This is a genomic window from Rhodosalinus sp., from assembly GCF_041685465.1.
Taxonomy (GTDB): domain Bacteria; phylum Pseudomonadota; class Alphaproteobacteria; order Rhodobacterales; family Rhodobacteraceae; genus Rhodosalinus.
On record NZ_JAWLFS010000058.1, the window covers coordinates 1 to 13,838 of the forward strand.

A 13,838-nucleotide genomic window follows, 5' to 3' on the forward strand; every position below is an offset into this window, starting at 1 on the left:
GAAAGGAATGGCGCACGCCACCTGGAAACCGTGGCCCCGGAGTGCAATCGGTCCGCCGCCGGCCATGGCGACGCTCGGGAAACGTCGCACCGTCGCGCACCAATGACAAGGATGATGGCGAAAATGAGGCGGTCGCCGAACAGGCCGTTGTGGCATTCGTGGCGAGGACTGTTAAACCTGTGCCGGACTGCCCCGCGAACCGCTGGCGAAAGGATGATGGTGACCCGGCTTCCAGTTGAAAGACGCCTCCGCCCGCTGATTGCCGCTGCGTTCGCCGTGGCGCTGGCCGGGTGCTCGGTCGCGCCCGAGGGCGCCGGTCCGGTGCACGACCCCTACGAATCGCAGAACCGGTCCGTCCATGACTTCAACCGGTCCCTGGATCGCTCCGTCGTGCGACCGCTGTCGCGTGGCGTCAGCGGCGGGGGCGGGGGCGGGGGCGAGCAGTCCGATCTCGCCCTCGTGGTCGTCAATTTCGGCGAAAACCTGGGCGCGCCGCAGCAGGCCGTGAACCGCCTCCTGCAGGGCGACCTTCGGCGCGCGGGGCGCAACGCGCTGCGCTTCACGCTCAACACGACGCTCGGCTTCGCCGGGCTCTTCGACGTGGCGGGCGACATGGGGCTCCCTGCGGACGACACCGATTTCGGCCAGACGCTCCACGTCTGGGGCGTGCCCGAGGGCGCCTATCAGGAACTTCCGATCCTCGGCCCCTCGACCGAGCGGCGCACGGCGGGTCGCGTCGTCGACATTTTCACCAACCCGCTGGGATCCGTGTTGTCGGAGTCGGAACGGCGCGCCGCCTTCGGCGCCCGCATCGCGGGCGAGGTCATCGACCGGGGCCGCTACGGCGGCGCCGTCGACTCTGTGCTCTACGACAGCGCCGACAGCTACGCGCAGACCCGCCTCATCTATCTTCAGAACCGCCGCTTCGAGCTTTCCGATCCGGACGCGTCGCCGTCCGAAGACGATTTCACCGACCCCTACGAGGACCTCTATGGCGAATGACCCGACCCGGCGCGGCGCGTTGGCCGCGCTCGCGGGCGGCGCGGTGCTCGCGCTCGCACCGCTCCCGGCCCGCGCGCTGACCGAGGCCGAGGCGCGCGATCTCGTGCAGTCGCTCGTCGACGAGATCAACGCCGTGATCGCCTCCGGCAAGTCCGAGGCGGCGATGTACGCCGAGTTCGAGCGCATCTTCGCGCGCTATTCGGATGTGCCGACGGTTGCGCTCTACACGCTCGGCGTGGACGGCCGCGCCGCGACCGAGGCGCAGAAGCGGGCCTATATCGACGCCTTCCGCGGGTACATCGCACGCAAGTACGGTTCGCGCTTCCGCGACTTCATCGGCGGTCGCCTCGAGATGGAGGGCGTGCGGGAGATCAAGACCTACTACCGCGTGCGCACGACAGCCTACCTGCGCGGCGAGGATCCCTTCTTCGTCGATTTCCACGTCTCCGACCGCTCCGGCGAGCCGCGGTTCTTCAACATGTTCATCGAGGGCGTGAACATGCTCCTGACCGAGCGCGAGGAGATCGGCGCGATGCTCGACCGGCGCGGCCGGGATCTCGACCGGCTGATCGCGGACCTGCGCACGATGGGCTGAGGATCAGCGCCGCCCGTCGCCGCCGAACATGTCCTGCAGGACCTGATCCAGTACGGTCTCGCCCACCTCGCGCGCGGCCGGATCGTCAGCGGCCGGCCGCACCTGTTCAGGCGGCGGGGGACGCATCATCGGCAGCGGGCGCGGCGGCATATCCGCGTGCACGCGCGCCATCGTTTCCTGCCAGATCTCGGCCGGCAGGCCCCCGCCGGTGACGCCGGTAAGCGGCGTGTTGTCGTCGTAGCCCATCCAGACGCCGGTGACGTAGTCGGCCGTGAAGCCGACGAACCACGCGTCGCGGGCGGCCTGCGTCGTGCCGGTCTTGCCGGCTGCCTCCCGCCCTTCAAGGCGGGCGCGCCGGCCGGAGCCTTCGCTGACGACCTTTTCCATCATGTAGATGAGCTCGCGGGCAGCCTCTTCACGGATCACCCGCTCGCCGATGCCGCCCGAATTGTCGAGCAGCGCGGTGTCGTCGCCCTTCAGCCGCAGGTCGGTGATGCCGTAAGGCGCGACCGAGGAACCGCCGTTCAGGATGCCGGCATAGGCGCCCGTCATCTCGAGGAGCGTCGATTCGGACGCGCCCAGCGCGAGGGCCGGCCCGGCGGCGAGGTCGCTCACCAGCCCGAAATCGGCGGCGACGCGGCGCACGTTCTCGCGCCCGACGCGCTCGGAGACCTTGACCGCCGGGATGTTGAGCGAGCGTGCCAGCGCCTCGGTCAGCGTCACGGGCCCGGCGAAGTCGTCGGTGTAGTTCTCGGGCGACCACGCGCCCGAACCGGGAATGTCGAGCGTGAGGGGTTCATCCTCGACCACGTCGTCGTGCGCCCAGCCGAGTTCCAGTGCCGTGGCGTAGACGAAGGGCTTGAAGGCCGAACCGGTCTGTCGCTTCGCCTGTGTCGCGCGGTTGAACACCCCCGAAACGCGCATCGCGCGGCCGCCGACCATCCCGCGCACCGCGCCGTCGGCGCTCATCACGACGATGGCCGCCTGCGCCTCCGAGCCCTCCCGCACCTCGGTCTCGAAGACCTCAGTCAGCGCCTCTTCCGCGGCCTGCTGGATATCGCGGTCCAGCGTTGTGCGGATCAGCACGTCCTCGGTGGTGTCGCGCGTGAGATATTCGGGCGTGGACGACATGAGCCAGTCCGCGAAATAGCCGCCTGCACGTGCCTCCGCCGCCTCCGAGAGGCTCGCGGGCGTGGCGAGGGCGGTGGCGGCCTCGGCCTCCGTCAGGTAGCCCTGCGCCTCCATCAGGCGGATCACCACGGCGGCCCGGTCGCGCGACCGCTGCAGGTTGGTGCTGGGCGCGAGAGCGGTGGGCGCGGTCAGGAGCCCGGCGAGCATCGCCGCCTCGGCCGGATCGAGGGTCGCCGCCGGCTTGCCGAAGAAGCGCTGCGCCGCGGCCTCCGCCCCGTAGGCGCCGCCGCCCATGTAAGCCCGGTTGAGATAGAGCGCGAGGATCTCGTCCTTGGAGTAGGCGATCTCCATCGCCATGGCGTAGAGCGCCTCGCGCGCCTTGCGCCAGAGCGTCGTCTCGCGGCAGGCGGCCTCGTAGGCGCGCTCGCTGTCGTGGCGCGCCTTGTCGAAGCGGTTGCCGAGGCAGAGGAGCTTCGCCGTCTGCTGCGTGATCGTGGAGCCGCCGTGCCCCTCGAGCGGGCCGCGCCCCTCGGAGAGGTTGATGCGGATCGCACCCGCGATGCCGATCGGATCGATCCCGGGATGCAGGGGAAAGCGCCGGTCCTCGGTGGCGATCACCGCGTTGCGCAAGTGCGGTGAAACGCCGTCGGCGGTCACCGCGCCACCGAACTGCGCGCCGCGCCAGGCGAAGATCCTGTCCTCGCGGTCGAGCATGGTGACCGACCCGCGCGGGCGGCCGTCGAGCAGCTCGTCCAGCGACGGCAGGGTCGCGTAATAGTAGGCGACACCGCCCCCGATCAGGAGCGCGACAATCAGCCCGACGCGCCAGGTGAAGCCCCAGACGAGCCGCGCGACGAAGCGCAGCGCACGTCGGACCGGGCCACCGCGGGAGCGGCGGGGAGATGGCGGCTTGCGGTCCGCACGCCGCTTGCGCGCGGACCCGGGCTTGCGGGTGGCGCGTCCGGGCGCCGCCGTCGCGCGCTTGCCGCCCGCCGTGCCGCGCGGGGCGGCTCCCTTGGCGCCGCGCGTGGTGCCGCCCGCCGTGCCGCGCGTGGCTCTCAGCCGCGGGGGACGACGCCCTTTCTCGCTCATCGGTCTGCTCGCCTCGCCTTTGCCTTTTTTGCCGAGAGTACCCTCTGCTGCACTGCGTGTAGAGCGTCACGTGGTCCAGTGCACGATTCCAGTATGCACAAAAAATAGACAAAAAATATCGAGCGCATAAAAATTGTGCGATCTGGCCGGGTGCGCGTCCCGTCCGGCTTTGCAGCGCCTTCCCCCCGCCCCGTCGCTGCCCTTTGCTGCATGTGCACAGTCGCAGGCGGCGGGCCTGTCCAAGCCAAGGGGGTGCTGGTGAAACTCATCATAGCGACAATCAAGCCGTTCAAGCTCGAGGAGGTGCGGGAAGCCCTGACCTCCATCGGCGTCCGCGGCATGATGGTGACCGAGATCAAGGGCTTCGGATCGCAGTCCGGCCACACGGAAATCTACCGCGGCGCGGAATACGCCGTGAACTTCGTGCCCAAGATCAAGCTGGAAATCGCGGTCGAGGACGCGATGGCCGACCAGGTGGTCGAGACCGTCTCCAAGACCGCGCGCACGGGCAAGATCGGCGACGGCAAGATCTTCGTCCTCGACCTGCAACAGGCCGTGCGCGTGCGCACGGGCGAGACCGACGCGGACGCGCTCTGAGCGCCGCGCAAGCGACACAAGAGGGGAAACGACAGATGAAACTCACGAAAACGCTTGCTCTGGCCGGGATGCTGACGGCGCTGCCGGCGCTCGCCCTGGCCCAGGACGAGGGGGCGCCGCCGGTGGCGAGCGACGAATTCGTCTGGATCATGAACTCGCTGCTGTTCCTGATCGGCGGGTTCCTGGTGTTCTTCATGGCGGCGGGCTTCGCCATGCTCGAGGGCGGGCTGGTGCGCTCCAAGAACGTCACGATGCAGATGACGAAGAACGTCGGGCTCTTCTCGCTCGCGGCGATCTTCTACTGGCTGATCGGCTACAACCTCATGTACCCGCTCGGTGACTGGGCGATCGAGGGCTGGTTCTCGGGTCTCTTCCCGGCCTGGGCCGTGCTCGAGCCCGTGGGCGTGACGCTGGCCGATGCCGACGATGCCGCCTATGCCTCGACCGGGTCGGACTACATCTTCCAGTTGATGTTCTGCGCGGCGACCGCCTCGATCGTGTCGGGCGCGCTCGCAGAGCGGATCAAGCTGTGGCCGTTCCTGATCTTCGTGATCGTCCTGACGGGCTTCATCTACCCGCTCACCGCCTCGTGGCAGTGGGGCGGCGGCTGGCTCTCGGAGGCCGGGTTCTCCGACTTCGCCGGCTCGACCGTCGTGCACGCCTGCGGCGCGGCCGCGGCGCTCGCGGGGGCGATCGTGCTCGGCCCGCGCAAGGGCAAGTACGGCAAGGACGGCAAGGTGCACCCGATGCCGGGCTCCAACCTCGCTCTGGCGACGCTCGGCATGTTCATCCTGTGGCTCGGCTGGTTCGGCTTCAACGGCGGCTCGCAGCTCGCCATGGGGTCGGTGGGCGACGTGGCCGACGTGAGCCGGATCTTCTCGAACACCAACATGGCCGCGGCCTCGGGTGCCGTCGCCGCGCTGATCCTGACGCAGGTGATGTACGGCAAGGTCGACCTGACCATGGTGCTCAACGGTGCGCTCGCGGGCCTCGTCTCGATCACCGCCGAGCCGCTGGCGCCCTCGCTCTTCCTCGCGCTGATCATCGGCGCCGTGGGGGGCGTGATCGTGGTGCTGACGGTGCCGCTGCTCGACAAGCTCAAGATCGACGACGTCGTCGGCGCCATCCCGGTGCACGGCTTCGCCGGCATCTGGGGGACGCTTGCGGTGGTGCTCACCGGCACCTCGTCGGTCGGGCCGCAGATCCTCGGCATCGTCGGCATCGTCGGCGCGACCTTCGTCCTGTCGCTGATCGTCTGGCTGATCCTGAAGGCGGTGATGGGCATCCGCGTCGACGAGGAATCCGAGGTCAACGGCCTCGACATGTCCGAGCTCGGCATGGAGGCCTACCCCGAGTTCTCGCGGGGCGGCTCGGCCTGATCGGACCCTGACGCGCGAAAAAGAGGCCCGGGCGGTGCGCCGCCCGGGCCTTTTCCTGTCCGGTCACCCCGGAGGTCCGCGGCCTGTCAGCCGCTCAGGGCGTGACCCGCTTCGGCGCGCCGGAGGCCATGTCGGTGCCCATGTAGGGCAGCTTCTTCTCCTTCCACGCGGCGAAGCCGCCCTCCATGTGCGCGATCCGGTCGAGGCCCTTTTCCATGGCGAGCCGCGCCATCTTCTCGCTGCGCACGCCCGAGCCGCAGTGCAGCACGATGCGCTTGTCGGTCTGGCCGGGCAGCATCTCGGGGTTGAAGAACGGAAGCGGCATCAGCAGCGCGCCCTCGAGGTGTTCGAACATGTATTCCTGCGGCGTGCGCACGTCGATGACGACGATCTCGCCCTTGCGGCAGGCGTCGTGGACTTCCTCCGGCGTCCAGGTCTCGAAGGTGGCTTCGCCGACTTGCTCCGTCTTCATCACGCGCTCCTCAGAATGTGTTGGCGGGAATCTTGAAGTAACTCTTGCCGTCCGATTCGGTTTCCGGCAAGCGCCCCCCGCGCAGGTTGACCTGCAGCGCGAAGAGCATGCGGTCCGGCAGCGAGAGCGTGGCGTCGCGCTCCTCGCGGATCTTCACGAAGTCCTCGCGCGGCGTGCCGCCGCCCAGGTGCTTGTTCTTCGCCTTGTGCTCGGCGACCGTGGCCTCCCACGCGGGGTCGGTGCGCTCGCCGACGGGCGGGTAGTCGTGGCCGACGAAGAGGCGCGTCTCGTCGGGCAGGGCGAGGATCGCCATGAGCGAATCGTAGAGCTCCGAGGCCGAGCCGCCGGGAAAGTCGGCGCGCGTGGTGCCCGCGTCCACATGCATCAGCGTGTCGTGCACGAAGGCCGCGTCGTCGCCCACCACGTAGGTGATCGAGCCGAGCGTGTGGCCCGGCGAAAGCATGACGCGCACGGGCAGTTCGCCGAGCATGAAGGTCTCGCCGTCGGCGAAGAGGCGATCGAAGTCCCCGTCGGGATCGAAGGCGTCGGGGGTGTTGTAGAACCCCTCCCAGAGCCGGGCGATGTCGCGGACCTTCGCGCCGATCGCCGTGGGCGCGCCGAGTTGCTCCTTGAGCCAGGCCGAGGCCATCAGGTGGTCGGCGTGCGGGTGGGTGTCGAGGATCCACTCGACCGTCAGCCCCTCGGCCTTCACGAAATCGAGGATCTCCTGCGCGGCCTCGGTGTCGGTGCGCGCTTCCGACGGTGTGAAGCCGAGCACCACGTCGATCAGCGCGGCCTTCTTCGTGGCCTCGTCGATCACGACATACTGGATGCTTCCCGTGGGCTTCTCGTAGAAGCCCACCACGCGGGGCGAATTGGGGCCTTTCGACGGGCTTTCGCGCGTGAACATGCGTCCTCCTTCCGGAATGCTGCCTTTGGCATTCACCTAATGGAATGTGTCCGGATTCCAAGGGGCAGGACGGGGTGCTGGTCAAATTGGCGGAGGTTGTGCTAGGTCTTGGGTCATGAACGACGCGAGCCACAAGATACCCGGCGTCCGTCCGGCGATCCGCCCGCTTGACGAGGCGGCCGTCAACCGCATCGCCGCCGGCGAGGTGATCGAGCGGCCCGCGGCCGCGGTCAAGGAACTCGTCGAGAACGCCCTCGACGCCGGAGCAAGGCGAATCGACGTGGCGCAGGCCGAGGGCGGCAAGACGCTGATCCGCGTCGCCGACGACGGCCACGGCATCGTGGCGGAGGACCTGCCGCAGGCCGTGGCACGGCACGCCACCTCCAAGATCGACGGCTCGGATCTCCTGAACATCGCGAGCTACGGCTTCCGCGGCGAGGCGCTCGCCTCCATCGGGGCGGTGGCGCGGCTCTCCATCGCGTCGCGCATCGCGGGCGCCGAGGCCGCCGAGATCGCGGTCGAGGGCGGGCGCGTCGGGCAGGTGCGGCCCGCCGCGCTGCGCCGCGGCACGGTGGTCGAGCTGCGCGATCTCTTCCACGCCACGCCCGCGCGGCTGAAGTTCCTGCGCTCCGACCGGGCCGAGGCGCAGGCGATCGGCGACGTGGTGCGCCGTCTCGCCATGGCCGAACCCTTCGTCAGCCTGACGCTGACGGATGTCTCCGGCGGGGGCGAGAAGGTGAGCTTCCGCGCCGACGCGGAGACCGGCGATCTCTTCGACGCGCTGGCCGGGCGGCTGACGCGGGTTCTGGGCGCGGAGTTCGTCCGCAACGCGCTGCGCGTCGAGGCCGAGCGCGAGGGGCTGCGCCTGACGGGCTACGCGGCGCTGCCCACCTATTCGCGGGGCGCGGCCGTGGCGCAGCACTTCTTCGTCAACGGCCGGCCGGTGAAGGACCGGATGCTGCTCGGCGCGCTGCGCGCGGCCTACATGGACGTGCTGCCGGCGGGGCGGCACCCGGCGGCGGCGCTCTACATCGACTGCCCGCCCGAGCGCGTGGACGTCAACGTCCACCCCGCCAAGAGCGAGGTGCGCTTCCGCGATCCCGGCACGGCGCGGGGCCTCATCGTCTCGGCGCTGCGCCACGCGCTGGCCGAGGCGGGGCACCGCGCCGCGACCACCGTGGCGGGCGCCGCGCTGGGCGCCGCGCGGCCCGAAGGTGGCGGCGGCCCGACCGCGCCGCGCTACCAGATGGACCGCCCCTCCGCCGCCGCGCGCGCCGCGTCGTATCAGGCGCAGGCGCCCGCGCCCGGCTTCGCCGAGACCGCGGGCGCGTGGAGCGCGCGGGTCGAGCCGGTCGAGGAGGCCCCGCAGGGGGCCGAGGAGACCCCGGCGGAGGCGCTCCCCCTCGGCGCGGCGCGCGCGCAACTGCACGAGACCTACATCCTCGCGCAGACGGAAGACGGCCTCGTGATCGTGGACGCCCACGCCGCGCACGAGCGCCTCGTCTACGAGCGGCTGAAGGCGCAGCTCGCCGAGACCGGCGTCGCCGCGCAGGCGCTTCTCATCCCCGAGGTCGTCGAGATGCCGGAGCCCGCGCGCGGGCGCCTCCTCGACGCGGCGGAGGATCTCGCCCGGCTCGGCCTCGTGATCGAGCCCTTCGGGGGCGAGGCGCTCGCTGTGCGCGAGAGCCCCGCGCTTCTGGGCGAGGTGGGCGCGCGCGGCCTGCTCGCGGATGTGGCCGATGCGCTGGAGGAGACGGGCACCGCGGCGGGGCTCGAGGCGCGGCTCATGGCCGTGCTCTCGCGCATGGCCTGCCACGGCTCGGTGCGCGCGGGCCGCCGGATGCGCGCCGAGGAGATGAACGCGCTCCTGCGCGAGATGGAGGCGACGCCGCTCTCGGGGCAGTGCAACCACGGCCGGCCCACCTACGTCGAGCTCAAGCTCGCCGATGTCGAGCGGCTCTTCGGGCGGCGCTGAGGCGGGGCAGGGCGACGGAACGCATGACTTTCGACACGCTCGATCCGGTGACGCTCGGGGCGCTCGCGGCGCTTGGGGCGGTTCTGATCGGTCTCCTTCTCGCGCTCGGCGCGCTCAGGCGAAGCCGCCGGGACGTGGCGGCGCTGCGCGAGGAGCTCGCGGGCCTGCGCCCGCGCGCCGAGCGCCTCGCCGCGGTGGAGGCGGAGCTCGGCGCGGCGCGGGCGCGGCTCGAGACCGCCGGCGCCGAGACGGCGGCGCGCGAGGCCGAGCTCGCCGCGCTCAAGGAGAGCCACGCCGCCCGCCTCGAGGAGCTGCGCGGCATGAAGGCCGAACTGGAGGAGAAATTCGCCCATCTCGCCTCCGGCGCGCTGAAGGCCAACTCCGAGCGGTTCCTCTCCCTCGTCTCCGAGCGCTTCGAGAAACACAAGGAAAGCGCCGAGACCGACCTCGCCGAACGGCAGAAGGCGATCCGCGATCTGGTCAAGCCGCTCGACGAGAAGCTGGGCACCTTCGACGCGCGCATCGCGGAGATCGAGAAGGCCCGCAACGAGGCCTACGGCGCGATCCGCGCGCAGGTCGCGGACCTGACCAAGGGCCAGCAGGCGCTCGGGCAGGAGACGCGCCGCCTCGTGCAGGCGCTGCGCGCGCCCAAGACGCGCGGGCGCTGGGGCGAGATGCAGCTCCGCCAGGTCTTCGAGATGGCCGGTATGGCCGAGCACGTCGATTACCTCTCCGAGCATACGGTGGAGACCGACGCGGGCGCCCGCCGGCCCGACGCCGTGGTGCGCATCCCCGGCGGCAAGAGCATCGTGGTCGACGCCAAGACCCCGCTCGAGGCCTATCTCGACGCGCTGGAGGCCGACGGGCCGGAGGCGCAGGGCGAGCATCTTTCCCGCCACGCCGCGCAGGTGCGCGCGCACGTCAAGACACTCGCCTCCAAGGCCTACCAGGACGCGATCCCGACGACGCCGGATTTCGTCGTCATGTTCATCCCCGGCGAAACCTTCGTCTCCGCCGCCGCGGAGGCCGATCCGGGGCTCATCGAATACGCCTTCGAGCGCAAGGTCCTGATCGCCACGCCGACGACGCTGATGGCGCTCATCAAGGCGATCGCCTACGGCTGGCAGCAGGAGAAGATGGCCGAGAACGCCGCCGAGGTGCAGCGGCTCGCCAAGGAGATCCACGACCGGCTCGGCACCTTCGCCGACCATCTCGGCCGCGTCGGCCGCAGCCTGCGGTCGTCCGTGGAGGCCTACAACCGCGCCGTCGGCTCGCTCGAGGGGCGGGTGCTGCCCTCCGCGCGGAAGTTCGAGGGGCTCGGCGTGGTCGCGCCGCAGGAGGACCTTGCCGCGCTGGACACGGTCGACGAGGAACCGCGCCCCCTGACCGCGCCGGAGCTGACCCGGCTCGACGACGGGTGAGGCGTGGTGGGCCGGCGACGGCCTGCGCGACCGGGCCGACCGGGGTGGCCCTGCCGGGCGCCGTCGGGGCGGCGTGCCGTGTCGAGGCAGCCCGCGCCGGCGCAGCGGACACCACGCGCGGGCAGGCGCGGACCTCCCGCTTCAGGGGCCGATCAAGCGAGCGGGGTGTGGAGGCGACATCGCGCGACCGCGTGGGCCGGGCGCCCCGAGCCGACGGGGCACATGCCGGGCCCGTGCCCGGTCACGATGTCCCGCGACGGCCGGACTTGCGCACCCCGCCGCACCGCCGGGCGCGAAGAATTTTCGTACGAAAATTCTTCGCGTCCTCAGCCCCGGCTTCGAAAACCTTTCGTCCGAAAGGTTTTCTCCACCCCGCTCAGATCTTGAGGAAGGGCTGCGCGAGCCGAGGCATCAGCCCGGAGAAGCGCAGCGGCGCGTCCGTGACGGCGAGGCAGATGCAGTCCTCGCCCTCTTCGGCGACGGGTGTGTGTTCCACTGCCTCGTCGGCCACCTCCACGTCGCCGGGGCCGAAGCGTCCGTCCTCGTCGCGGAAGGCCCCCTTGAGCACCAGCGTGAGCTCGGTGCCGCGGTGCCCGTGATCGGGCACCTCGGCGCCGGCAGGGATGTGCAGGAGCCGCGCGGTCGCTTCGCCGTCGACGGGCAGGATCGCCTGCCGGACACCCCTGCCCATGCTCTGCCAGCGCACGTCGGCGAGGTCGCCTCCGACGTAGTCACGGATCGGGCGTGGCAGATCCGCCGTCGCCGCCGGGAGGGGAGCCGGAGGCGCGGTGTCCGCGTCCGCCCCCTCGCGGATCCGGCGCAGCGTCGCCTCGAGGCTGTCGCACGCCATCTCCGCCGTCTCGCGCTCGATCAGCGCGCCGCCCACGGCGTCGTAGCTTTCGGCCTCCGCGCGGCATTCGTCGCAGAGCGACAGGTGCGACGCGACGATCAGATCGAAGGCCTCGGGCAGCGTCCCGGCGGAGTAGGCCATCAGAAGCTGCGGCGTCAGGTGGTGTGTGATCTGGTTTTTCATGTGGGTCACTTGAGCGCATGGCGCAGGCGGTCGAGAGCGAGCCGGATGCGCGATTTGATGGTCCCGAGCGGAAGCCCCGTCTCCTCGGCGATCTCGCCGTGCGAGAGTTCGCCGAAATAGGCTCGTTCGATCAGGTACCTCTGTTTCTCGGGCAGCGCGCGCAACGCCTCGGCAAGGCGCTCGCTGTCCTGCTGCAGCGCGAGCATGTCGTCCTGCTGCGGCTCCGCCTCTGGCCCCCAGGGCAGATCCTCGGGTTCCGGGCGGCGCTGCCGGCGCAGGGCGTCGATCCTGCGGTTGCGCGCGATCGTGAAGACCCAGGTGGAGACGCTCGCCCGCGCCGGATCGAAGAGATGCGCCTTCATCCAGAGGGTCGCCATGACCTCCTGTGCGCATTCCTCGGCCAGCCCGTCGTCGGCGCCCGATCGTTTCAGGAACGCCTTCACGCGCGGTGCGAAATGCGCGAAGAGTTCGGCGAAGGCCGCCTCGTCCCGCGCGTCCCGGATCCGCACGACGTGATCGACCCATTCCACGGTCGCTCGCCCGCGTGTCTGTGTCATGCGCGTCAATCCGACCTCGCCCATGGCCGCCGCGCCGCGCACGACCGAGACGGGCGCGTCGGGCGGCGGCACGGGCTGCGCCGCGTATTGGTCCAACCAGTCGACATTGCTCAACATGTAACGGATACGGGGCAGCGGCGCGACCGGATCACATGTCGCGCCTGATTTTCTTTTGCATCCGATGCCGGGGCGGTCCCGTAGAAGCAGAGGACGCGCGCTCAACGACCGAGGAGAGACACCAGATGCCATTCGAATCCGCCCCCGCCGCCCCCCGCCGTATCGCCGTCATCGGCGGCGGCATCTCCGGGATGGGTGCGGCGCACTTCCTCTCGGGGGCGCACCGGGTCACGCTTTACGAGGCCGAGCCGCGCCTCGGCGGGCACGCCCGGACAGTCATCGCCGGCAAGCGCGGCGATCAGCCGGTGGACATGGGGTTCATCGTCTTCAACCACGCCAACTACCCGCACCTCGTCCGGCTTTTCGACGACCTCGATGTGCCGGTCGCCAGGTCGAACATGAGCTTCGGCGTCTCCATCGACGGCGGGCGCTTCGAGTATGCGTTGCGCACGCCCGGCGCGCTCTTCGCGCAGCGGCGCAACCTGGTGAACCCCGGCTACTGGGGGATGCTGCGCGACATCCTGCGCTTCAACGCGCGCGCCTACCCGCTGTCGCGGCAGGGCGGGTTGACCGTGGGCGAGCTGCTGCAGGCGCTGGGCGCCGGCACGCGCTTCCGCGATCATTACCTGCTCCCGTTCTCAGGGGCGATCTGGTCGGTGCCCAAGGCGCAGGTTCTCGACTTTCCCGCGCGTACGATGCTGGATTTCTTCCACAATCACGCCCTTCTCGGCGTGACGGGGCAGCATCAGTGGTACACGGTCGAGGGGGGATCGGTGCAGTATGTCGACCGGCTGCAGGCGTCACTGGCGCGCGCCGGCGTGGCGATCCGCACCGGCGCGGCGGTCGAATGGGTGCGCCGTGGCCCCGAAGGCGTCACCGTCAAGGCGCCGGGCGCGGAACCGGACATCTTCGACGAGGTTGTCTTCGCCACCCACTCGGATCAGGCGATGCGCCTGATCGCCGATCCGACCGCCGAGGAGCGCGCGACCGTGGGCCGCATCGCCTATCAGCCGAACGACGTGGTGCTGCATTCCGATCCCGAGGTGATGCCGCGCCGCCGGCTCGCCTGGTCCTCGTGGAACTACACCGAGGCCGCGGGGCAGCCGTCGGACCGCATCGGCGTGAGCTACTGGATGAACTCGCTCCAGCCCATCCCCGAGGACGATCCGCTTTTCGTCTCGCTGAACATGACATCCCGCATCCGGGAGGAGTACATTCACGATCAGGTGCAATTCGATCATCCCGTCTACGACGCCGCGGCGCTCGCCGCGCAGGGCGAGGTGGCGGCGATGAACGGCACCAACCGGACGTGGTTCTGCGGGGCCTGGATGAAATACGGCTTCCACGAGGACGGGCTTTCCTCGGCCCATGACGTGGCCGAGGCGCTCCTGCGCCGCTCGGGCGCGGTGGCGGCGTGAGCCGGGTTGAGCATCTCGCGGGCCACACGTGGCACGGCCGGCGCGGCGCGATCGACAACGCCTTCCGCTACGGGGTGGATTACGTCCTCCTCGACGCCGAGGCGGCGGAGGTCGAGGCGCCCGCGCTCTTCCGGCGCAA

13 protein-coding genes and 1 pseudogene are annotated in these 13,838 nt (G+C 70.4%); 9 read left to right on the forward strand and 5 right to left on the reverse strand.

Annotation, left to right across the window (positions count from 1 at the left end; genetic code table 11):
- The 3 genes from ACESL7_RS05790 to ACESL7_RS05800 all read left to right on the forward strand — a co-directional run.
- Positions 1-239: hypothetical protein (locus ACESL7_RS05790; RefSeq protein ID WP_372892356.1), on the forward strand; the 239-nt coding region annotated here is incomplete at its 5' end.
- A gap of 37 nt (positions 240-276) precedes the next feature.
- Complete coding sequence (locus ACESL7_RS05795; protein ID WP_372892358.1) at positions 277-1,002, forward strand: MlaA family lipoprotein; 726 nt, start codon at positions 277-279, stop codon at positions 1,000-1,002.
- Complete coding sequence (locus ACESL7_RS05800; RefSeq protein WP_372892359.1) at positions 992-1,597, forward strand: MlaC/ttg2D family ABC transporter substrate-binding protein; 606 nt, start codon at positions 992-994, stop codon at positions 1,595-1,597. The genes ACESL7_RS05795 and ACESL7_RS05800 overlap by 11 nt, the downstream gene beginning before the upstream one ends.
- A gap of 3 nt (positions 1,598-1,600) precedes the next feature.
- Here the strand turns inward: ACESL7_RS05800 and ACESL7_RS05805 are convergent, their stop codons facing one another.
- Positions 1,601-3,820 carry a transglycosylase domain-containing protein gene (locus ACESL7_RS05805; protein WP_372892361.1) on the reverse strand — a complete coding sequence of 740 codons (2,220 nt, stop codon included), beginning with the start codon at positions 3,818-3,820 and terminating at the stop codon, positions 1,601-1,603.
- A gap of 258 nt (positions 3,821-4,078) precedes the next feature.
- Between ACESL7_RS05805 and ACESL7_RS05810 the strand changes: the two genes are divergently transcribed.
- Together ACESL7_RS05810 and ACESL7_RS05815 are read left to right on the forward strand one after the other, a co-directional pair.
- Complete coding sequence (locus ACESL7_RS05810; RefSeq protein ID WP_372892363.1) at positions 4,079-4,417, forward strand: P-II family nitrogen regulator; 339 nt, start codon at positions 4,079-4,081, stop codon at positions 4,415-4,417.
- Between the two features lie 35 nt (positions 4,418-4,452).
- Positions 4,453-5,796: an ammonium transporter gene (locus tag ACESL7_RS05815; protein ID WP_372892365.1), complete on the forward strand. Its 1,344-nt coding sequence runs from the start codon at positions 4,453-4,455 to the stop codon at positions 5,794-5,796.
- A 94-nt stretch (positions 5,797-5,890) separates the two neighbouring features.
- Here the strand turns inward: ACESL7_RS05815 and ACESL7_RS05820 are convergent, their stop codons facing one another.
- Together ACESL7_RS05820 and ACESL7_RS05825 are read right to left on the reverse strand one after the other, a co-directional pair.
- Positions 5,891-6,268 (reverse strand): rhodanese-like domain-containing protein, encoded by a 378-nt coding sequence (locus tag ACESL7_RS05820; RefSeq protein ID WP_372892367.1) that lies wholly within the window; start codon positions 6,266-6,268, stop codon positions 5,891-5,893.
- Positions 6,269-6,278: 10 nt separating this feature from the next.
- Positions 6,279-7,178 carry an MBL fold metallo-hydrolase gene (locus ACESL7_RS05825; RefSeq protein ID WP_372892368.1) on the reverse strand — a complete coding sequence of 300 codons (900 nt, stop codon included), beginning with the start codon at positions 7,176-7,178 and terminating at the stop codon, positions 6,279-6,281.
- A gap of 115 nt (positions 7,179-7,293) precedes the next feature.
- Here ACESL7_RS05825 and mutL point away from each other — a divergent pair, with 115 nt between their 5' ends.
- Positions 7,294-9,153, forward strand: coding sequence for a DNA mismatch repair endonuclease MutL (gene mutL / locus ACESL7_RS05830; protein WP_372892370.1), 1,860 nt, complete (start codon positions 7,294-7,296; stop codon positions 9,151-9,153).
- A 23-nt stretch (positions 9,154-9,176) separates the two neighbouring features.
- The gene (locus ACESL7_RS05835; protein ID WP_372892372.1) at positions 9,177-10,574 is read left to right on the forward strand and encodes a DNA recombination protein RmuC; all 1,398 of its coding nucleotides are present in this window, start codon (positions 9,177-9,179) and stop codon (positions 10,572-10,574) included.
- Positions 10,575-10,950: 376 nt separating this feature from the next.
- Here ACESL7_RS05835 and ACESL7_RS05840 read toward each other — a convergent pair whose 3' ends face one another.
- Both ACESL7_RS05840 and ACESL7_RS05845 read right to left on the reverse strand, forming a co-directional pair.
- Positions 10,951-11,607 carry a ChrR family anti-sigma-E factor gene (locus tag ACESL7_RS05840; protein ID WP_372892374.1) on the reverse strand — a complete coding sequence of 219 codons (657 nt, stop codon included), beginning with the start codon at positions 11,605-11,607 and terminating at the stop codon, positions 10,951-10,953.
- A 5-nt stretch (positions 11,608-11,612) separates the two neighbouring features.
- Entirely contained in the window at positions 11,613-12,164 is a 552-nt protein-coding gene (locus ACESL7_RS05845) for a sigma-70 family RNA polymerase sigma factor (protein WP_372892378.1), read from the reverse strand.
- Between the two features lie 242 nt (positions 12,165-12,406).
- Between ACESL7_RS05845 and ACESL7_RS05850 the strand changes: the two genes are divergently transcribed.
- Both ACESL7_RS05850 and ACESL7_RS05855 read left to right on the forward strand, forming a co-directional pair.
- Positions 12,407-13,699, forward strand: a complete 1,293-nt coding sequence (locus tag ACESL7_RS05850; protein WP_372892376.1) for an NAD(P)/FAD-dependent oxidoreductase — start codon at positions 12,407-12,409, stop codon at positions 13,697-13,699.
- Positions 13,696-13,838: pseudogene (locus tag ACESL7_RS05855) on the forward strand (DUF1365 domain-containing protein); the annotation flags it as partial. The gene ACESL7_RS05850 and the pseudogene ACESL7_RS05855, both read left to right, overlap by 4 nt.

Coding starts and splice junctions, on each gene's coding strand:
- ACESL7_RS05800 (WP_372892359.1), top strand. CDS start 992: ATGGCGAATGACCCGACCCGGCGCGGCGCGTTGGCCGCGCTCGCGGGC.
- ACESL7_RS05805 (WP_372892361.1), bottom strand. CDS start 3,820: ATGAGCGAGAAAGGGCGTCGTCCCCCGCGGCTGAGAGCCACGCGCGGC.
- ACESL7_RS05815 (WP_372892365.1), top strand. CDS start 4,453: ATGAAACTCACGAAAACGCTTGCTCTGGCCGGGATGCTGACGGCGCTG.
- ACESL7_RS05820 (WP_372892367.1), bottom strand. CDS start 6,268: ATGAAGACGGAGCAAGTCGGCGAAGCCACCTTCGAGACCTGGACGCCG.
- ACESL7_RS05825 (WP_372892368.1), bottom strand. CDS start 7,178: ATGTTCACGCGCGAAAGCCCGTCGAAAGGCCCCAATTCGCCCCGCGTG.
- mutL (WP_372892370.1), top strand. CDS start 7,294: ATGAACGACGCGAGCCACAAGATACCCGGCGTCCGTCCGGCGATCCGC.
- ACESL7_RS05835 (WP_372892372.1), top strand. CDS start 9,177: ATGACTTTCGACACGCTCGATCCGGTGACGCTCGGGGCGCTCGCGGCG.
- ACESL7_RS05840 (WP_372892374.1), bottom strand. CDS start 11,607: ATGAAAAACCAGATCACACACCACCTGACGCCGCAGCTTCTGATGGCC.
- ACESL7_RS05845 (WP_372892378.1), bottom strand. CDS start 12,164: ATGACACAGACACGCGGGCGAGCGACCGTGGAATGGGTCGATCACGTC.
- ACESL7_RS05850 (WP_372892376.1), top strand. CDS start 12,407: ATGCCATTCGAATCCGCCCCCGCCGCCCCCCGCCGTATCGCCGTCATC.